Source organism: Wolbachia endosymbiont (group A) of Bibio marci, from assembly GCF_947251645.1.
Classification (GTDB): domain Bacteria; phylum Pseudomonadota; class Alphaproteobacteria; order Rickettsiales; family Anaplasmataceae; genus Wolbachia.
Window position 1 is genome coordinate 286,465 of the sequence record NZ_OX366364.1, and the last position, 18,595, is coordinate 305,059.

The window sequence follows — 18,595 nt, forward strand, 5'->3', positions numbered from 1 at the left end:
TTTATAATGAATTTTGTCAGTAGCCACCAGATTTTTTCGGTTGCTATGCAACAAAGCCATTCCAGTGTCAAGCACTGGAATGACACCCTCTTGGATGGAAATCAGCGTCAGCTACTGGGATGACACCTTTGGGCACTGCCGTCATAAAGGAACCAGTGCCTGCTACTCGGATGACAGATGGAATGGCACTGTCATTATAAAGTGAACCAGCGTCGCGCGCCGGGATGACGAAGAAAGAGCATAAGGCATTGTGTTTTACGTTGTGCATTTTATTAACCGACACTATAAACAACATCCTTACAATTATGAGATTGGACTACAACTTGCTCAAGCGTTAAGCTGCTGCGTTTAGCGTCTTTACTGTGGTTTTCTCCAAGAACCTCTGTTCTTTCTTGTTTTATTTCTTCAATGAATTTCTTGTTAACGCTTTCAGGATCAATCTTTTCCTGAGAATATATAAGGTTAGTGCAATTTGTTTTTCTATAATAATGCACGCCAGAACATATAATTAATAATGCAAATACACCTGAACCTATAAGTAATGATAATCCTATGTTATTAGTCAAAGGGTTTTGGTAAAATTTTTGTACGTTATTAACACCGCCTTCCGCATATAGCCATAAAGGAAACGCTATATTTGCAGCAACTACACCGGTCAGTAATGCAGTAAATAGTGGCCTATTGTTAATTACTGATTCTATTTTACTAGTTTTACTAATTACTTTTTTGTCAATGTTCATGAAGTCGTTTTCAGATTCCAAAGCATTAAATACAAAATTTGAATGAGTGTTATTGCTATATTCCAGTCTTACAGATTTTATAGCTTTATTTTTTGGCTGATGCTCCAACACATCAGCTAAAATTTCATTCGCATCTTCTTTTTGAATGTGATGTTCTTCAGTATTTCTAAACTGTTTTATTGCAAAAAATATTGGACTAATTGCAAGCAATGAAGCAAGTGCAATGACCGGTATAGTAATATAGTTTGGGCCGTTTGTAAAAAATGCAATAAATTTTTCTTTATCTTGTAAATATAATAAAGCTGCAGATGTGCTGAGTATAATAGCAGTTGCACCAAAAATTATAACGCTCTTCTGCTGCATGACATACTTTGCTCTTGGCAAGATTCTGTTTGTTTTTTTATTTGTTGTGCTACCTGTATCAGATTCATTATCTAGTGGCAAAGACTTTTCAGAGCCATCTGCGCTTGTGTATGATGGTGGTGAGCCAGTTGGAGGTATACTTGAGCTGTTAGTTCTTTGTAAATCTTCTAATGTTTCACTATTCCAAGGTAGACTAAATACTGTCTCTTTAGAAGGTGATCTTTGCATTCCTGAGCTTTGATCACCTACTCCACTGTCTAAACTCTTTTTCGAAGATTTTGTATCTGGGTCTATAGTTGCATAAATAGGTTCTTCTGATCCATTACCAACTGATCCTTCCATATTTAAGTTTGCTGTTTCTTTATCATCAGACTCGCCATCAAACGGACTTGTAGAGTGTGAAATTTCATTTTTATCGTTTGTTCGTGGCACTGTGCTTCTAGGTGCTGGTGTCGGCAGTACTTTCTTGCCATCTTCATCCTTTTTTGTATAAGAAGTTGGTGTGACATTATCTCCGTTTTCTAATCCATGCATATCTGCTCCAAAATTAATTACTATGCTGCATTGATTACGCTATAGTTATTAAGATGTAGTAAATACCAATTTACGGATAATTATTAATATAGAAATTGTCTATCAAAGATCCTTTCATTCAGAGGGTAATCTTTGTCAAAGAGCAAAGTTATTGTGTTTTCATGGTCTTTTTGTATTTTTATCTGTGATATATTATGAAACTCCTTGTAATCTGATACTACAAGTGCTGGACGGTTTTTTGTGTCGTTAATGTCAATTTGTACGATTGTATCGTTTGATATTAACGCTCCACTCCAATGCCTTGGGTAATAGCTATTGATAGAAGTGAGTGCAAGTAAGTTTGAATTTAGTGGTAAAATTGGGCCACCGGCAGAGAAGTTATATGCAGTGCTGCCTGTGGGGGTAGATAATATTACTCCGTCCCCTCTAAATTTTTCTACTTTTAACTTATCATTAATAGTAATATTCATCTCTACTATTTGATTCGCTTTTCTAAAAACGTATACTTCGTTTACTGCTATGTAATGATATCTCTTGCCACTTGTGTCTGTTGCTTCCATTTTTAGCAAAGTTAACTGAGTTGAAGTTGCATGCTCTATATGATCAATTAAATCTTCACTGCAACTAAAGCATTTATTCATCAAAAACCCAACATTGCCAGTGTTTACTCCGTATACGTGTGTGTTTTTGTTTTCTATAACGTAATTATGCAAGGTGCGTAGCATAAAGCCATCACCGCCAACAACTATCAGTAGATCAATTTCGGACTTATTTTCTTCTGTTATATTGATAAAATTAAGTTCCTTTAATAGTTTAGATACTTCCTGCGATTTTGGTGATTGAGAAGCAACATAGCCTATATTTTTGTATTTATGCATACTTCAGTAAACTCTCTAAAACTTAAAGAGGAGGAAAATTAGAAAATGCTTCCATATTTATCGTTAAACTTAGCTAATTTGCTAGTTTTACTTGCTGACCCGCTTGTCAAACTTCCAGTCCATGCAGGGTGAGTAAGAGGATCTCTATCAAGCTTTACCCTGTCTCCCTCCTTTCCATAAGTGGAACGAGTTTCAAACTCTTGACCGTCTGTCATAACTATAATAATTTTATGATAATTCATTGTTGCTTATAAACTTTTAGTCAGTTAATATTCTAGTGAACTTAATTCACTAAGTCAATCATTATTCTAAAATATTGACAAAAAATAGATAAAATGTTATACTTAATAGGGAATAAATAATAATTATCATGATTTTCGCTTTCCCTGGTCAGGGCTCTCAGTTTGTAGGAATGGGAAAGAGCTTATATAGTGAGTTTTCCGTTGCAAGACAAGTATTTAATGAAGTAGATAGCATATTGGGTAGAAAGCTGTCTCATTTAATCTTCAACCGTCCTATTGAAGAATTAACCATTACAGAAAACGCTCAGCCAGCTATAATGGCAGTGTCAATTGCAATGCTACGCGTTATCGAGCATGTGTTTGGCAAATCTCTTTTTGCTAATCACAATGTTAAATATGTTTGTGGGCATTCAGTTGGCGAGTATACAGCGCTGTGTGCTGCAGGAGCGTTAACGCTTGAGTCTGCAGTCAAGCTGCTAAAAGTTCGCAGCGAAGCAATGCATGAAGCTTCACTGAAATGTAAAGGCGGAATGGTTGCGTTGCTTGGAGCAGAGATAAATGAAGTGGAAGACATATTAAGATCAGCCAAAATTGACGGAATTTGTGAAATTGCAAACGATAATGGCGGTGGGCAGGTAGTGGTAAGTGGTACTGCAGAAGTCCTTGAGATATTACCTGATTTATTCAAAAACTCGAGTGTGAGGAAATTGATTAAATTACAGGTTAGTGGACCTTTTCATTCATCTCTTATGAAACCTGCTGATGAAAAAGTTTTGGAATTTTTGAAGGGTATTAAAATGACTCGCCCTATAGTTCCTTTGATATCAAATGTTACAGCTAAAGAGGAGAGTGATCCCAAAGTTATAAAAACTTTGCTTGCTAAGCAAATTATAAGCAGAGTGAGATGGAGAGAAATGGTTTTACATATGGCGCGTTGTGGTATTAACAAGTTCGTTGAAATTGGCCCTAATAAAGTTTTATCTAATTTAGTCAAAAGGATTGACCAATCTATCAGTACAAAAAGTATAGATAGTATTGGTGATATTGACAGCTTCTTTAATGAATCATTAGTACTAACAGCGAAAAATTTAAAGTTGGGTTAAGTTAAACACATCTGTTTGCCAGCGCGTGACGCACAACTGTACGAACATTCATTCTTGAAGGTAAACTGCACAGCAAATGGTGTCATTCCAGTGCTTGACACTGGAATCCAGCCTTGCCGTAATCTCATCAAGAACGTTGTGTTTTAACATAAGATCAGCCACTTTTATGCTTACCAACTTAGTGCCCAATCAAAATTCCTGGATCCCAGTGGGCTTTGTTGCATCGCACCTTATACTGGTAGTAATTTACGATAAATATCATGTAGCCATTTCAAATTTAGCCATACCAATTTCAGTAAATTGATTAAGCAAATAGCACTTAATCAGCAATTCTTTTTCGCGATTTACTTCGGATTTATTCCTAAAGCTGAATCCAAATATTTGCTTTAATCTTGAGAAAAACCCTTCAATATAAGATCTTTTCCCATAATTTACTTCTTTTTTCCATTCTTTCACGCCATCTTCACCGTATAATTTTATTAACCTAATAGCAGCATTTCTGTCAGACATATAATCTATTTCTGGATGTTCTGCCGCATTGTTTATTGGTGGAATTTTTGCCTTTATATCATATTCGTGACACAATTTGTAAAACTTGTGCCTATCATATGCCCTATCTGCATATAGTGCTTTTATGATATGCTGAAAATTAACTTCTTTAAGCAAATCGCAAGCTCCATAGTGATCAGAGTAGACACCGTTACTGTATTTTACAGCTATAGCTTTTTTGCTGTTTATATTCAACATTACATGCAATTTTCTTGTCTGTTCATAGCCATGATATTTTCTGTTAGCGCTATTTTCCTTGCTGTGACCAGGGGTATTGTTGTAAATGCTGATACCTGTACTATCTATAGCAATTTCGATGTCTTCCATATTATTTTTATCAATTCTGCAATCATTGATCTTAATATTAAGTTTCTTAAACCTTCTTGATGCTTGTGAATAGCTGATAACTGCTAAATCTCTTCCTATTTGTTGCATATATCCTTTTATAAACCCCACCGTTTGTCTTAAACCAATTCTAAAAAGATTGACAATTATATGCACCAAAATCACAACTTTATCACTGTAAATATAGTTGCCGCCTTGCATTTTTGGACTATTTTCATACCAATTTTCTATGGCTTCATTGATATAATGAAAAATATTTCCTCTTTCCTGGAGAAATTTGTTATATTCATTTTGGTTACTGACTTTCATTTTCTGTGGCATATTTTTTCTTCAACAGTTAAATGGTTATTTATAATGAATTTTGTCAGTAGCCACCAGATTTTTTCGGTTGCTATGCAACAAAGCCCACTGGGATCCAGGAAAAAGAATGGTGTCATCCGAGTAGCTTGACACTGGCATGGCTTTGTTGCATCGCTAGCTATGATGGATTAAAGATAAAAAAGATGGAGAATATCAGTAGCTTATTATTCTGGTATTTATAACAAGAACGGTCAGTGAATACCTAAATTTAAGTAAAAGAAATTTCACTACCACTCACTAATCCGGCTAAAATTCAAGAATTTCAATGCTTTAGCTATTTTCAATAGAATTAAATTTATTAATGTAAATAATAAATTACTATTCTTAAATTTGATCAGATTGATTGCAAAAAAACAAGATTTTCAATAGGTTGCTTATAATCCTAACTATAGTTAGCCTTTCATAAGTAGCGATGCAACAAAGCCCACTGGCATCCAGGAAACTTAATTGCAAGTAATGCATTGAGTTTGGTGAGTATGGGTTTTGCGTTATAGAATGAAGCACTTTTGGTGAATTTGTAAAGAAAGCTGGATCCCAGTGTCAAGCACTGGGATGACAAGAAAGGGAGCACTGGAATTTTTATTTCAGTATTGTACATTAGCCATGCATCTGAACAGATACGAGCTTTCTGCTTTTTTTGGGTAAGGTCAGTCAAAAAGGTTTTACAACAACCATAATAACTATAACTATTATCAATACTGTAACTGCTTCATTTAAAACACGAAAATAAACGTGTTTTTTTTCATTTGAACCCATTGCAAAATCTTTTCTGTATTTTGCAAGCAGTCCATGAATAGCAAACATAAAAAATAATGCTAGTGCTTTCACATGAAACCACCCTTCACGATATGCTTCTCTTATAATCATTAATGTCATTCCCAAACCAAGTGAGAAAAGCATTGCAGGGTTTATGATATATCTAAGTAGCCTCTTTTCCATTGTTTGAAGCAAGCTATCATTTTCCGATCCCGGTTTTACAGTTGCGTGGTAGACATAAAGCCTGGGTAAATAAAGCATACCTGCCATCCACATAATGACGGAGATAATGTGAAAAGCTTCAAGCCAGTGGTAGTAATCCATTGAGATTTATTACAAAATGTTAAAAATTTCTGATATTATTTTAGTTTAATGAAAAAGAAATCGATATGAAAGCAGAAAATTTCACTAAAGAACAGATAATTGGATTCTACAGGAAAATGCTACTCATACGCAGATTTGAGGAAAAAGCAGGACAATTATATGGGATGGGATTAATAGGCGGGTTCTGTCACCTATCAATAGGACAGGAAGCAGTTGCAGTTGGAACTCAAGCTGCATCAAAATTAGGTGACGCTTTTATCACAAGTTATAGAGACCATGGCTTAATGCTCGCATGTGATTCTGATCCAAATGTTGTAATGGCAGAACTCACTGGCAAAGAAACAGGATGCTCGAAAGGTAAAGGTGGTTCGATGCACGTATTTGACGTTGAAAAAAAATTCTTCGGTGGACATGGAATAGTGGGAGCACAAGTTCCAATTGGCACAGGAATAGCATTTGCTAATAAATATAAGAAAAAAGATAACGTGGTATTCACGTATTTTGGTGACGGTGCTGCAAATCAAGGACAAGTATATGAATCATTTAATATGGCAGCTTTGTGGAAGTTGCCTGTGGTTTACATCATAGAAAATAATGAATACGCAATGGGAACCTCCGTGCAAAGATCAACTTTAGTAACAGAGTTATATAAAAGAGGAGAAAGTTTTGGTATTTCTGGAAAACAAGTTGATGGAATGGATTTTTTCTCTGTTTATGCGGCTACAAGCGAAGCAGCGGAACACACATGCAGCGGAAAAGGGCCTATCCTGCTTGAAATGAAGACATATCGATATCGCGGCCATTCGATGTCAGATCCTGCTACTTATCGCTTAAAAGAAGAAGTTGAAGATATGAAGCAAAATCATGACCCTATAGGCACTTTAAAGAAATACATGATAGATAATAAAATTGCTTCAGAAGAAGAATGCAAAGTAATTGATAAGGAAATACGTGACTTAGTGAAAAAATCAGAGGATTTTGCCAAAAATAGTAAAGAACCAAGCGTTGATGAGTTATATACTGATGTTTATAAATTTGTTAGCTAATTTTTTTATCCAGAACTGTACGAACATTGTAATAGTAAACGATGTCATCCAAGTAGCTCCTTCTCCCATCATCCAAGTGCCCTCCTTTTTTTGTCATCCCAGTGCCCAGACTACTTGGATCCAGGAAAAAGAATGGTGTCATCCAAGTAGCCTCCCCCCCTGTCATCCCAGTGCTTGACACTGGGATGGCTTTGTTGCATCGCTAGCTATGATGGATTAAAGATAAAAAAGATGGAGAATATCAGTAGCTTATTATTCTGGTATTTATAACAAGAACGGTCAGTGAATACCTAAATTTGAGTAAAAGAAATTTCACTACCACTCACTAATCCGGCTAAAATTCAAGAATTTCAATGCTTTAGCTATTTTCAATAGAATTAAGTTTATTAATATAAATAATAAATTACTATTCTTAAATTTGATCAGATTGATTGCAAAAAAACAAGATTTTCAATAGGTTGCTTATAATCCTAGCTATAGTTAGCCTTTCATAAGTAGCGATGCAACAAAGCCCACTGGGATCCAGAAGACTTAATTTTAACCAAGTGACTGCATAATAAAGGCTAGATCCCAGTGTCTGGGCACTGGGATGACAAAAAAAGGAGCACTGAAATGACAGCAGTCCTACGTCATACCGCGATTCATTCGCGGTATCTCTTAGCCGCTAACAAGTAGCGGGATGACGGTTGTCAGGCTAGCCTGTCATCCCAGTGCCCTGACTACTTGGATCCAGGAAAAAGAATGATGTCATCCAAGTAGCCTCCCTCCCCTATCATCCCAGTGTCCCTATGATGTCATCCCAGTGCTTGACACTGGGATCTAGCAAGCTTTGCTTGCAAACAAGTCTAATACGCGTCGCGTTTTATGCCAAAACACAATTGGAGTTACATGCAAAATAGATCCCAGACTGGGATGACAAAAAAAGGAGCACTGGAATGACAGCAGTCCTACGTCATACCTCGATTCATTCGCGGTATCTCTTAGCCGCTAACAAGCAGCAGGATGACGGTTGTCGTTTAGCTATAAATGTTTAAGAAATTTACCAAACGAAAAAAAAGGCAAAAGAAGCCCCGTGGTTATTATCCGCTTTAAAATATTGGCGTTTTTTATGTTTTAAACGCTTGACAAGCAAGATTTAGCTGCTTTTAATTGCAACTAACTTACGCTGCAAATGTTTAAGAAATTTACCAAGTAGAAAAAAAGACAAAGAATCCCCGAGTTAGCTAGTCTTTTACTATCTCTGTCGAGTATTGGCATTTTTTGATGTCTTGTAACGCTTTATAAGCGCGTTCAGCTTATTTAGATAAAAATCTAGATGTAGATGAAGTTTTGTAAAGACATACAGTATCTATATACTGCAAAAAATTGAACATAAGACGCCGATACATTAAGTAATCCTTACCTTTTAATCTGCAGATTGGCGAAAGCAAATACAATAGCTTCAGTTTCATGATAAGGGGGCTGGCGAAGGGTGTCAAGCAAGTTTTTATAGCTCTCATGGTTTTTGCTGGAATGATACTAGTTGTTACTCAAACAACAGTTATGCAAGAGATCTAAGCTAACAATGGACCACTAGATATATTACTAACTACGTTGACCTGATTCAATATTTTATTAGTGGGATTGAAATAATTTTCTATAAATTCCTTATATATAGCTGTTAACTTGTGTATATCGTCTACTAATACGCATTCATTTGTCTGATGTGCGGTTTTGTTGATTATACCAAATTCAATCACTGGACAAACATCTTTGATAAACGCAGCATCAGATGTGCCACCACTTGTGCTCAGCACAGCATCAATACTGGTAACTTTATTTATCGCATCAAGCATAATATCAGTATTTCTATCGGGAGTAGAGAGGAAAACATCCCTGCTGCTATGCATAGAAAGTTTATAATCGTTAGTTACACTGGAGCATATTTCATCAATCAGCTTATATAAGCTGTCAGGTGTTTGTGTATTGTTATATCGAATGTTAAAACGTGTAGTTGCTGAACCAGGTATTAGATTGCTAGTATTACTTCCAACATCGATAGTAGTAACTTCGCAATGTGAAGGCTGAAAATATTTATTACCATGATCAAAAGTAGTATTTTTTACCTTACTCAATATCGATATTACCTTATATATTGGATTATCTGCTAGGTCTGGGTAGGCAACGTGCCCTTGTTTTCCATGGCAAATTAATTCAAATGTTACAGAACCTCTTCTGCCTATTTTTATGGTATCACCTAATTTCTCACTACTGGTTGGTTCGCCAACCACACAAAAATCTATCTTTTTCTGCTTACTTTTCATCCATTCCAAAACTGCCTTTGTTCCATATTCTTCCGTGCTTTCTTCAGCACTGGTAATCAATGCACTTATCGAACCATTAAATTGAAACTTCTCTGCAATCAAATTTACCATAGCAGCAATAAATGCAGCTACTCCGCTTTTCATATCAGCAGCCCCTCTTCCATATAACATTCCATCTCTAACTTCTGGATTAAATGGACCAAATGCCCAATCTTTTAATTGACCTGGTGGCACAACATCAACATGCCCAGCAAAGCACAAATTTGGTACTCCATTTATATATTTCGCATAAAGATTTTTAACTTTATCACCAAACTCTAAAATTTCACAGTCAAAGCCACTTTTCTTGAAGATTGTTGCTATATGCTCTATTGCCCCGCCGTCCCTTGGTGTTATACTCTCAAAAGAGATCAATTTCTTAGTTAGCTCTACAGGGTCAATTTTCATGTCAACCTTAAAATAATTATATTGCTATATTGTAAACACTCTATGCACTATTTAAAACAAATATTACATCAAACCGAACAAACTTTTCTAAGAGAAGTAATAACAGATTACCACCTTGCTGATGATATCTATGAAATATGCACACGACACGGAAATGACATCTTTCTAGTTGTAGATGAAAATACAGCAAAACTTTTAAACAAAAACGTATTTAATAAAATTCCTAACTTAATTATTCCGGGTAACTCCACTCCACCTGTCATCCCAATGTCAGCTACTCGGATGACACCAAGCAGAGCTGCCTCTCTTGAAACCGTAAATCTAGTTAGAAACAAAGCAAAAGATAATGACTTAATAGTTGCATTTGGTAGCGGCACCGTTAACGATATCTGCAAATATGCAAGCTACCTCGAGAAAAAAGATTATATATCGTTCCCAACAGCCGCTTCCATGAATGGATATACATCCGCAAATGCTTCAATATTAGTAAATGGATATAAAAAATCGTTCAAAGCACATCTTCCAAGAGCGATATATATAGATATAGACATACTTACCAATGCACCACTGCGCCTCACATTAAGCGGATTTGCAGATTTCATTTGCCGTTCAACAGTTCAGGCTGACTGGCTACTATCTCATTTGTTGCTTGGCACAGAATACAATGAATTACCTTTTACACTTGTTCGCGATTTGGAGCAAATTTTGCTAAGAGAGTATACGGCGCTTACTAAAAGAAGTAGAAAAGTGGTCCTATTACTTATGAAAGTTCTATTAATTTCAGGACTTGGAATGGTAATATCAAAAGGCAGCTATTCTGCAAGCCAAGGAGAGCATATGATAGCTCACGCAATGGAAATGGTAACAAGAGATCATTCCTCACTACATGGCGAAAAAATTGCTGTTACGACGATTACCATGGCTAATTTGCAGGAAAAGATATTATCAATACAAAACCCGATTATCAAACCGACCACTTTAGATGTAAAACATATAACTCAGTGCTTTGATAATATCGAATTTGTAAGAACTTTTGAACAGAAGCAAATTATGCAGCAAAAAATCCAAGAGATTATTTGTAAAGAATGGCATAATATTTCCAGTTTAATTAAGCAAAATTTACTACCTGCAAAACACCTGCAAAAAATATTTGAAGATCTATCAATTCCACACTTACCAGAGCACCTCAGTTGGAATAAAGAACAATATTGTAAAGTGGTCGATCTTGCGTTTGCAACAAGGGATAGATTCACCTTTCTTGACTTAGCTAACTGCATAGAAGAAAGTTAAGTTTTGTAGTGAAATTCTGTCATTTAAAGAGATCATAGGCCAAAAGCTAAACCCTTTTCACAATCTCTTATCCATTGTCCTCTAAACTGTACACCTGAGTGGATACACAACTGAACGTAACCATTCCAAGTAGCTGACACTGGGTCGCACTACTTCACCAATAGCACTATCTTGCTAAACATAGTTTAGTTCGAGTGGCTGAGGAGGGACTTGAACCCCCGACCAAGAGATTATGATCCTCCTGCTCTACCAACTGAGCTACTCAGCCTAATTGAAAACCTTGCTATATATGTGACCTACATGTTTTGTATAATATTTCAAATCAAACAAAGATTCAAGTTTTTCCGAGTGAATAACCTTAAGTAAGGATTTATCTTGTTTCAATTCGGCCAGAAAATCACTGTTGTTTTGTTTCACTTTCATTGCATTGCTCTGAACAATTTTATACGCCTCTTCCCTCGCCAAACCACTATTTACTAACTCAAGCAATACATGCTGTGAGAAAACTAAACCTTTTGAAGAATTTAAGTTCTTCTCAATGTTTTCCTTATTGATCACCAATTTATCTATCAAATCTGTTAATCGCACTAAAGCAAAATCCATTGTTATACAAGCATCAGGAGCAATGCATCTTTCCACAGACGAGTGTGATATATCACGTTCGTGCCACAATGCAACATTTTCTAACGCAGGAAAAACATAACTGCGTATTAAACGTGAGAGTCCAGTCAGATTTTCACTTAAAATAGGATTGCATTTGTGTGGCATAGCAGAGCTTCCCTTCTGCCCAATGGAAAAATGCTCAGAAATTTCGCCGATTTCAGTTCTTTGCAAATGACGAATTTCAATTGCAATATTTTCTATTGAGCTTGCAATCACTCCCAAAACTGAAAAGAACATGGCATGTCTATCACGAGGAATGACTTGAGACGATATGGTTTCAGGTATGAGTCCCATTTCTTTCGCTACATACTCTTCAACAAACGGATCAACATTTGCAAAATTACCTACTGCACCTGATATTTTACAAATTGAGATCTCTTTTTGCGCGCTAATTAATCTCTGATAATTGCGTTTAAATTCAGCATAAAATCTAGCAAATTTTAATCCAAGAGTTGTTGGTTCTGCATGCATTCCATGACTACGCCCAACACAAACAATATCTTTATAGTCCTCAGCTTTTTTTTTCAATACTGCAAGTATATTTTTTAAATTCTCGAGTAAAATATCACATGACTCTTTCAACTGCACCGCAAGGCATGTATCCAAAACATCAGAACTTGTCATTCCATAATGAAGATAACGAACATCAATTCCCGCTTTTTCAGCAACATACGTCAGAAAAGCTATAACATCGTGTTTTACAATGGATTCAATTTCGTTGATACGTTCAATATCAAATTCAATAGCATCAGAGAGCTTCTGAGCAATATCCTTAGGGACAATTCCTAGCTTTGCTTGAGCTTCGCACGCTAATTTTTCTATTTTGAGCCATATATTAAATTTGTTATTTTCTTCCCAAATCGCAGACATCTCTTTATGACTATAACGAGGGATCATTAAATGACCCCCGTCTTATCTTTGAACATGCTAGATCCCAGTGTCACGCACTGGGGTGACACCAGCTTAGCCATGGCAGACATTTCTTTACGGCTATAGTGTAGGATCATTTTTGATTTCTTCCAATCATTGTATAATCACTGTAATTCTGAAAGCAGTTTACATAGCAAATGGTGTCCAGTGTCAGCTACTTGGATGACACGAGGGAAACAGTGGGATAGTTGACATATTTTATTCACTGCTATTCGTTATTTGTATCTTCTTGCTCAACTGCTTCATCTTCTTGTTGCTCAGACTTCTGATTTTGCAATTTTACTTGCCTTAGCTCATTTGCATCTGTTTCGGATTTCACGACGTATATAGTAATTGGTACTACTACTTCACTATGTAATTCTACGTTTACTTGGTATTCACCCAAGTTTTTGATGCTTATTCCACCAAAAGATAAACTACGATGATCTATCGCACGTCCTTCTTGTAGTAAAACTTTCGCAATTTCACGTGTTGTTACAGAACCAAAAATTTTACCATCCTCTGAAGCTTGCTTTGTCAATACCACAAACTTATCATGTAGTGACAATACAAGCTCTTTTGCTACATTTAATCTTTTTATATTCTCTTCTTCCAGTAATAAACGTTGCTCCTCTAGCTTTGTTAAATTTTCCTTGGTAGCTTTCACCGCTTTTCTTTGTGGAAAAAGAAAATTACGTGCATAACCTGGTTTAACTTTTACAACTTCACCAAGCTTACCTAAAGTCCTTATATTTTCCTTTAAAATTATCAACATAAATTACCTAAACTTTTTTAGTACAGTAAGGAACAAGAGCCAAAAAACGTGCCCTTATGACCGCTAAGCGTAACTTCCTTTGTTTTTTTGCACATACGCCTGTTAATCTTCTAGGTAATATCCTACCATAGTCAGAGGTAAACTTGGATAATAAATCTGTATTCTTATAATCTATGTCTTCATCTTTAGACGCAGCAAGAGGGCAAACTTTAGAACGCCTAAAGCCAGTCCTATTATTTACAGATACGTAAGAATTATTAAAACTATTTCGTCTTTTCATCATTATGCGTTTTGCTCCTCAATTTGTTTATTCATCATATAAGATTTACCTTCAAAAAATTTATCAACCTGCACAGACAAGTGGCGAATAACGTTCTCATTAAGTTTCATTCTACGCACAAATTCATCCAGAATGCTTGCAGTAGAACTTATACACATTATACAATAATGACCGCTCTTCATCTTATTTATTGGATATGCAAAATCCAAAAGACCCCAATGTTCATACTTGATTAATCCTGATGCTTCAATGTTTTCCAAAAGCATTTCCAATGCTTTGCTCGATTGAGTTGGACCGTTTATTCTAAAATCTTTCAAAATATCTTGAAAAATCTTTATTAGATGTTCTGAAATATTTCTCTTCAAAGCATTTACTGCATTATGGATAAACGCACTTTTAGTAATTTGCTCACTGCCTCCTAGAAATTTTATAAAATCTTGCGTTATTCCTAAATCTTTTAGGTCATCTTTCAACTCTTTATCGATTTTTGACTTCACTTCTTTCAAATTTGAAAGATCTTTTTCCAATTCAACCCATAAAATTTTTGTAAGATCTTCCAAGAAATCAGAGTAAGCAACTAGACCTTCTTTAATGTTTTCAGCACGCGTTTCTAACTCTTGTTTTGTAAGCGTGCTATTTTGCCTTTCCATAAGACTCTTAATCTTCTGGAAAATAACATCTGCTTTAATATTCTTCAATGAAACAGCTAGCTCTTGGACCATCTCCTCTACTTCTTGCTGTAATAATCCTTGTTGTGCTATAAAAATAAATTCATAAAGATTCACTATATCTTCCTTTAATACCGATTAAATATTTCATTATATAAAGCTTTTTTATATAAGCAAGTTATTTGTATTAATTTCTACGCCTTTAATCCAGCTTAAGTTAGATATTTCATAAACAACTTGAGGAGCAATTGAGTATGCACCTGGTAATAAGATGCTCACTTTATGTTTTTCGAGAAGAAGTTTTAGCATTATTTTGGTTCTGCCTTCATCTTTTAATATTGTGTTTAATTCCATAGCGGCTTTTTGCGAATCCGTGCACTCAGTGGTGAGAACTAATTCTTTTATTGTAGAAGTGATTCTTTTTGTAAACTCAGATATATCCTTGCCTGCTAATCTTGTCGTATTTTCCGAAGCTTCAAGATCAATTATCACAAATGTTCCTGGTGAAAATAAATCTCTTTTTTCTTCTATTATTTCATTATTATAGAATGCTATTTCAGAAACGTTATGGGGATCAGAAAGTGTGAGTATAACAAACCTTCCACGCTCTGAGGTTCTCATACGTGCATTTAATATTACCCCAGCAGTTTTTGCTGTTCTATTTTCTCCGATAAACCCAATATTTAACTTTTCCAGAAGAGTTCTAAATTTTTCAAGTGGATGATTAGTTAAATAAAATCCTAGTGAAAATAACTCATGCTCTAATTTTTCCTCTTCATCAAAATCTTCCACATTCTCAAATTTCGGTTTGAGGACATCAAGACTACCAAACAAAGCAGCTTGACTTGATTCTCTATCCTGTTTGTTTTTATTTGCAAAGTAAATCAGTGTGTCCATTGACTCATATAGCTGCTTTTTGTTCTTATGCACGCTATCGAATGCTCCGGATTTAATCAGGCTTTCTAGTGCTCTCTTATTTATTATATGACCTGAATTTTGAATGAATTCCCATATGTCCTTACAAGCGCTTGAACGTACGTTCACTATTCCCTCCGCTATAGAAAAACCAACATTCCTCAAGGCAGCAATACCATAACGTATGCGTTCGTTCTCTATTGAGAATTCAGCTTTAGATTTGTTTATATCAGGTGGAAGAACGGTAACGCCACTAAACTTTGCTGCATGATAAAATAAATTCAGTTTATCTCTATCATCAATATTCAGATTCATTAGTGCTGTAAAAAATTCTAATGGATAATTAGCTTTAAGGTAAGCCGTTTGATAAGATATCACCGCATATGCTGCAGCATGAGATTTATTGAACCCATAACCAGCAAATTTTGCAACAAGGTCAAAGATATAACTTGCCCTGTCGTAATCAACGCCATTCTTCGTTGCTCCTTGGATGAAAAGTTCACGTTGTTTATCCATCTCTTCCTTGATTTTCTTACCCATAGCACGTCTCAGCAAATCTGCTTCCGCTAAGCTATACCCGGAAAGAATACGGGCTATTTCCATCACTTGTTCTTGGTAAATTATTACCCCAAATGTCTCTTTTAATACTTCCTCAAGTAACGGATGAATATAATCTGGCTTTTCAAGTCCATGTTTTCTTGCAACATAAGTTGGAATGTTATCCATAGGTCCTGGACGATAAAGAGAGATTAAAGCGATGATGTCCTCGATGCAGTCTGGTTTTAACTTGATTAAAGCTTCTCTCATTCCCGAACTTTCAAGCTGGAACACTCCAATTGAATCACCGCTAGAGAGCATCTCATAGGTTTCTTGATCATTCAAAGAAACTGAAGAAATATCGATCTTTTTTTCATCATGATTAATTAAACGACACACATGATCTATTAGCGTTAGCGTACCAAGTCCAAGAAAATCAAATTTTATTAGCCCAGCTTTCTCCACATATTTCATGCTGTATTGAGTGATTGGCAGAGCCGAATTTGGATCATAATACACGGGAACAAAATTTTCTAATTTTTGATCGCATATTACAATTCCAGCAGCATGAGTTGAAACGTGACGATATATTCCTTCAAGCTTAAGAGATATATCAAGAAGCTTTGCAATTACCTCATCACTATCCCGTTCTTTCTGCAGGTTTTGATCAAACTCTATCGCTTGTGATAAAGTTACAGGATTTACTGGATTAAATGGAACCATTTTAGATATTTTATCCACTTGAGAGTAAGGCATTTGTAATACTCTACCAACATCACGTAATACTGCCCTTGCCTGCAATTTACCAAAAGTGATTATTTGAGCAACATAACCGTATTTTTTCTGAACATAATCAATAACCAGGTCTCTTTTCTCTTGGCAGAAATCGATATCAAAGTCAGGCATTGATACACGATCGGGATTTAAAAATCTTTCAAATATTAGGCCAAACTTTATTGGATCAAGGTCTGTAATCTGTAAGCTCCAAGCAACAATTGATCCAGCACCAGAGCCTCTTCCTGGACCAACTGGAATGCCATTTACTTTGCTCCAGCGGATAAAGTCAGAAACTATTAGAAAGTAACCAGCATAGTTCATTGAAGTGATTACACTTAGTTCATAATCTAACCTGTCGTAGTATTGCTTGAAATCGATATCATGTTGTGTGTCATCATCTGGTTTGGTGTCATTCCAGCGCGTGACGCTGGAATCTCTCTGGATCCCAGTATCAAGTACTGGGATGACAGTGGAGGGTGTTCTGGTGACAGAAGAGGATTTTGCAATACGCAGCTTCAATCCTGCAACTGCCTGCTCCCTCAGTTCTTCATTCTCAGTTTTATTTTCTCGACAAGGAAATTTAGGCAAGATAGGCTGCCTGCTTCTTGGCATGTAAGAGCACCGCTTAGCTATCACTAAAGTGTTATGAATTGCTTCGGGAATGTCGCTAAACAGCTCCTCCATTTCTGCCACAGATTTGAAGTAATGCTCGGTAGTTAACTTCTTTCTGTTATTCTCCAGGGCATAACTCCCCTCCGATATGCACGTTAATATGTCATAAGCTTCATAGTCAGACCTATTTGGAAAAAACACATCGTTCGTTGCAACCAGTGGTATATTGCGCTGATAAGCAAAGTCTATCAAAGCTTCTTCAAGCTCTAGCTCTTTATTCAATCCATGACGCTGCAATTCAACATATAAATGACCATTGAATGCTGAAAGCAGTTTTTCAACCGTTTCTTTATCTTGCCCCAACAATAGTTGAGCCAAACATCCACCGGTTAAAGCGATCAGACCCGTACTTAAATTCAATAGCTCATCAAAATCAACGTAAGGAATATCGCTGTTATTCTTGCGCTTTTTAAAAGACTCACTCACCAAAGTGACTAAATTAGTGTACCCTTGCTCATTTTTTGCAAGCAATAATATAGGTAAATTTTGTTCTGAATGTTTAACTATAATATTGCATCCTATTATTAGCTGTATTTCCCTACTTGCTGCATATTCTGAAAACTCAAGCGAGCCAAACAAGTTACCTGAATCAGTAATTGCAACCGCTGGCATTTTATTTCGCAAACAAAGGCCGATCAGCTCCTCAATTTTAACCGAGCTTTCAAGCAGCGAATAAACACTATGAACACGTAAGTGTATGAACATAAAAAACTTTAGATCAACAAAAAAGGATAACATTAATTTACCCATGAGAACATAATTTTCATGAGAACAAAAGCCTATAAGATTTCTCAAATCTAAGGTTAAAATACAAAAAACTTACTTGACAAACTCCGCCAGCTCCCTTATCATGAAACTGAAGGTATTCAGTTATCTTCATCTGTGCAGATTAAACAGTAAAAAAACAACGTAGTTGGCGTCTTATTTTTAATTTTTTGCACTATGTGCACCTTATGTCTTCACAATATTTCTGGGTTTTTACCCATATAAGCTGAAACGCGCTTATAAGTCGTTTAAGACAGTATAGTACGCCAATTTGAAGGATTAGAGAGTGAACACTAATTACCACGGGGTTTCTTTTGCCTTTTTTTCTACTTAGTAAATTTCTTAAACATTTTA

19 protein-coding genes and 1 tRNA gene are annotated in these 18,595 nt (G+C 35.8%); 4 read left to right on the plus strand and 16 right to left on the minus strand.

Going from position 1 to position 18,595, the window contains the following annotated elements:
* Positions 1-64: 64 nt before the first annotated feature.
* Complete coding sequence (locus OPR48_RS01615) at positions 65-205, plus strand: hypothetical protein (protein ID WP_265026296.1); 141 nt, start codon at positions 65-67, stop codon at positions 203-205.
* Positions 206-272: 67 nt separating this feature from the next.
* Here the strand turns inward: OPR48_RS01615 and OPR48_RS01620 are convergent, their stop codons facing one another.
* The 3 genes from OPR48_RS01620 to rpmE all read right to left on the minus strand — a co-directional run bounded on the left by OPR48_RS01620 (position 273) and on the right by rpmE (position 2,757).
* A complete protein-coding gene (locus OPR48_RS01620) occupies positions 273-1,637 on the minus strand; it encodes a hypothetical protein (RefSeq protein ID WP_265026297.1) in 1,365 nt (454 codons plus the stop codon).
* An 83-nt stretch (positions 1,638-1,720) separates the two neighbouring features.
* Complete coding sequence (locus tag OPR48_RS01625) at positions 1,721-2,515, minus strand: NAD kinase (protein WP_265026298.1); 795 nt, start codon at positions 2,513-2,515, stop codon at positions 1,721-1,723.
* 38 nt (positions 2,516-2,553) lie between these two features.
* Complete coding sequence (rpmE, locus tag OPR48_RS01630; RefSeq protein WP_250294634.1) at positions 2,554-2,757, minus strand: 50S ribosomal protein L31; 204 nt, start codon at positions 2,755-2,757, stop codon at positions 2,554-2,556.
* A 128-nt stretch (positions 2,758-2,885) separates the two neighbouring features.
* Between rpmE and fabD the strand changes: the two genes are divergently transcribed.
* Positions 2,886-3,860, plus strand: a complete 975-nt coding sequence (gene fabD / locus OPR48_RS01635; protein ID WP_265026299.1) for an ACP S-malonyltransferase — start codon at positions 2,886-2,888, stop codon at positions 3,858-3,860.
* Here fabD and OPR48_RS01640 read toward each other — a convergent pair.
* The 5 genes from OPR48_RS01640 to hemJ form a co-directional block, all read right to left on the minus strand.
* Positions 3,857-3,988, minus strand: a complete 132-nt coding sequence (locus tag OPR48_RS01640) for a hypothetical protein (RefSeq protein WP_265026300.1) — start codon at positions 3,986-3,988, stop codon at positions 3,857-3,859. The genes fabD and OPR48_RS01640 overlap by 4 nt on opposite strands.
* A gap of 130 nt (positions 3,989-4,118) precedes the next feature.
* Positions 4,119-5,075 carry an IS5 family transposase gene (locus OPR48_RS01645; protein ID WP_265025790.1) on the minus strand — a complete coding sequence of 319 codons (957 nt, stop codon included), beginning with the start codon at positions 5,073-5,075 and terminating at the stop codon, positions 4,119-4,121.
* Complete coding sequence (locus OPR48_RS01650; RefSeq protein WP_265025910.1) at positions 5,060-5,191, minus strand: hypothetical protein; 132 nt, start codon at positions 5,189-5,191, stop codon at positions 5,060-5,062. The genes OPR48_RS01645 and OPR48_RS01650 overlap by 16 nt, the downstream gene beginning before the upstream one ends.
* Positions 5,192-5,514: 323 nt before the next feature.
* Positions 5,515-5,712, minus strand: coding sequence for a hypothetical protein (locus OPR48_RS01655; RefSeq protein WP_265026301.1), 198 nt, complete (start codon positions 5,710-5,712; stop codon positions 5,515-5,517).
* Positions 5,713-5,765: 53 nt separating this feature from the next.
* On the minus strand, positions 5,766-6,194 hold the full coding sequence (gene hemJ, locus OPR48_RS01660; RefSeq protein ID WP_265026302.1) for a protoporphyrinogen oxidase HemJ: 429 nt from the start codon (positions 6,192-6,194) through the stop codon (positions 5,766-5,768).
* 65 nt (positions 6,195-6,259) lie between these two features.
* Here hemJ and pdhA point away from each other — a divergent pair, with 65 nt between their 5' ends.
* Positions 6,260-7,240, plus strand: coding sequence for a pyruvate dehydrogenase (acetyl-transferring) E1 component subunit alpha (pdhA, locus tag OPR48_RS01665; RefSeq protein ID WP_265026303.1), 981 nt, complete (start codon positions 6,260-6,262; stop codon positions 7,238-7,240).
* Here pdhA and OPR48_RS01670 read toward each other — a convergent pair.
* Together OPR48_RS01670 and dapE are read right to left on the minus strand one after the other, a co-directional pair.
* Positions 7,233-7,421 carry a hypothetical protein gene (locus tag OPR48_RS01670; protein ID WP_265026304.1) on the minus strand — a complete coding sequence of 63 codons (189 nt, stop codon included), beginning with the start codon at positions 7,419-7,421 and terminating at the stop codon, positions 7,233-7,235. The two genes, pdhA and OPR48_RS01670, sit on opposite strands and share 8 nt — an antisense overlap.
* A gap of 1,372 nt (positions 7,422-8,793) precedes the next feature.
* Entirely contained in the window at positions 8,794-9,990 is a 1,197-nt protein-coding gene (gene dapE / locus OPR48_RS01675; RefSeq protein ID WP_265026305.1) for a succinyl-diaminopimelate desuccinylase, read from the minus strand.
* A 42-nt stretch (positions 9,991-10,032) separates the two neighbouring features.
* On the opposite strand from dapE, the gene OPR48_RS01680 reads away from it, so the two are divergent.
* Positions 10,033-11,280, plus strand: a complete 1,248-nt coding sequence (locus OPR48_RS01680; RefSeq protein ID WP_265026306.1) for an iron-containing alcohol dehydrogenase — start codon at positions 10,033-10,035, stop codon at positions 11,278-11,280.
* A 195-nt stretch (positions 11,281-11,475) separates the two neighbouring features.
* Here the strand turns inward: OPR48_RS01680 and OPR48_RS01685 are convergent.
* The 6 genes from OPR48_RS01685 to dnaE form a co-directional block, all read right to left on the minus strand.
* Positions 11,476-11,548, minus strand: a tRNA-Met gene (locus tag OPR48_RS01685).
* Positions 11,548-12,840 (minus strand): adenylosuccinate lyase, encoded by a 1,293-nt coding sequence (gene purB, locus OPR48_RS01690; RefSeq protein ID WP_265026307.1) that lies wholly within the window; start codon positions 12,838-12,840, stop codon positions 11,548-11,550. Before purB ends, OPR48_RS01685 begins: the two co-directional genes overlap by 1 nt.
* A gap of 241 nt (positions 12,841-13,081) precedes the next feature.
* Complete coding sequence (gene rplI, locus OPR48_RS01695; RefSeq protein WP_265026308.1) at positions 13,082-13,627, minus strand: 50S ribosomal protein L9; 546 nt, start codon at positions 13,625-13,627, stop codon at positions 13,082-13,084.
* Positions 13,628-13,634: 7 nt separating this feature from the next.
* Positions 13,635-13,910, minus strand: coding sequence for a 30S ribosomal protein S18 (rpsR, locus tag OPR48_RS01700; protein ID WP_250294995.1), 276 nt, complete (start codon positions 13,908-13,910; stop codon positions 13,635-13,637).
* Positions 13,910-14,692 (minus strand): 30S ribosomal protein S6, encoded by a 783-nt coding sequence (gene rpsF, locus OPR48_RS01705; RefSeq protein ID WP_265026309.1) that lies wholly within the window; start codon positions 14,690-14,692, stop codon positions 13,910-13,912. Before rpsF ends, rpsR begins: the two co-directional genes overlap by 1 nt.
* A 48-nt stretch (positions 14,693-14,740) precedes the next feature.
* Positions 14,741-18,181: a DNA polymerase III subunit alpha gene (gene dnaE, locus OPR48_RS01710; protein ID WP_265026310.1), complete on the minus strand. Its 3,441-nt coding sequence runs from the start codon at positions 18,179-18,181 to the stop codon at positions 14,741-14,743.
* Between the last annotated feature and the right edge of the window lie 414 nt (positions 18,182-18,595).

Excerpts from the sequence above, each read along its gene's own strand:
- OPR48_RS01620 (WP_265026297.1), bottom strand. The coding sequence starts at position 1,637 with ATGCATGGATTAGAAAACGGAGATAATGTCACACCAACTTCTTATACA.
- OPR48_RS01625 (WP_265026298.1), bottom strand. The coding sequence starts at position 2,515 with ATGCATAAATACAAAAATATAGGCTATGTTGCTTCTCAATCACCAAAA.
- rpmE (WP_250294634.1), bottom strand. The coding sequence starts at position 2,757 with ATGAATTATCATAAAATTATTATAGTTATGACAGACGGTCAAGAGTTT.
- fabD (WP_265026299.1), top strand. The coding sequence starts at position 2,886 with ATGATTTTCGCTTTCCCTGGTCAGGGCTCTCAGTTTGTAGGAATGGGA.
- OPR48_RS01640 (WP_265026300.1), bottom strand. The coding sequence starts at position 3,988 with ATGAGATTACGGCAAGGCTGGATTCCAGTGTCAAGCACTGGAATGACA.
- OPR48_RS01645 (WP_265025790.1), bottom strand. The coding sequence starts at position 5,075 with ATGCCACAGAAAATGAAAGTCAGTAACCAAAATGAATATAACAAATTT.
- OPR48_RS01650 (WP_265025910.1), bottom strand. The coding sequence starts at position 5,191 with ATGACACCATTCTTTTTCCTGGATCCCAGTGGGCTTTGTTGCATAGCA.
- OPR48_RS01655 (WP_265026301.1), bottom strand. The coding sequence starts at position 5,712 with ATGTACAATACTGAAATAAAAATTCCAGTGCTCCCTTTCTTGTCATCC.
- hemJ (WP_265026302.1), bottom strand. The coding sequence starts at position 6,194 with ATGGATTACTACCACTGGCTTGAAGCTTTTCACATTATCTCCGTCATT.
- pdhA (WP_265026303.1), top strand. The coding sequence starts at position 6,260 with ATGAAAGCAGAAAATTTCACTAAAGAACAGATAATTGGATTCTACAGG.
- dapE (WP_265026305.1), bottom strand. The coding sequence starts at position 9,990 with ATGAAAATTGACCCTGTAGAGCTAACTAAGAAATTGATCTCTTTTGAG.
- OPR48_RS01680 (WP_265026306.1), top strand. The coding sequence starts at position 10,033 with ATGCACTATTTAAAACAAATATTACATCAAACCGAACAAACTTTTCTA.
- purB (WP_265026307.1), bottom strand. The coding sequence starts at position 12,840 with ATGATCCCTCGTTATAGTCATAAAGAGATGTCTGCGATTTGGGAAGAA.
- rplI (WP_265026308.1), bottom strand. The coding sequence starts at position 13,627 with ATGTTGATAATTTTAAAGGAAAATATAAGGACTTTAGGTAAGCTTGGT.
- rpsR (WP_250294995.1), bottom strand. The coding sequence starts at position 13,910 with ATGATGAAAAGACGAAATAGTTTTAATAATTCTTACGTATCTGTAAAT.
- dnaE (WP_265026310.1), bottom strand. The coding sequence starts at position 18,181 with ATGTTCATACACTTACGTGTTCATAGTGTTTATTCGCTGCTTGAAAGC.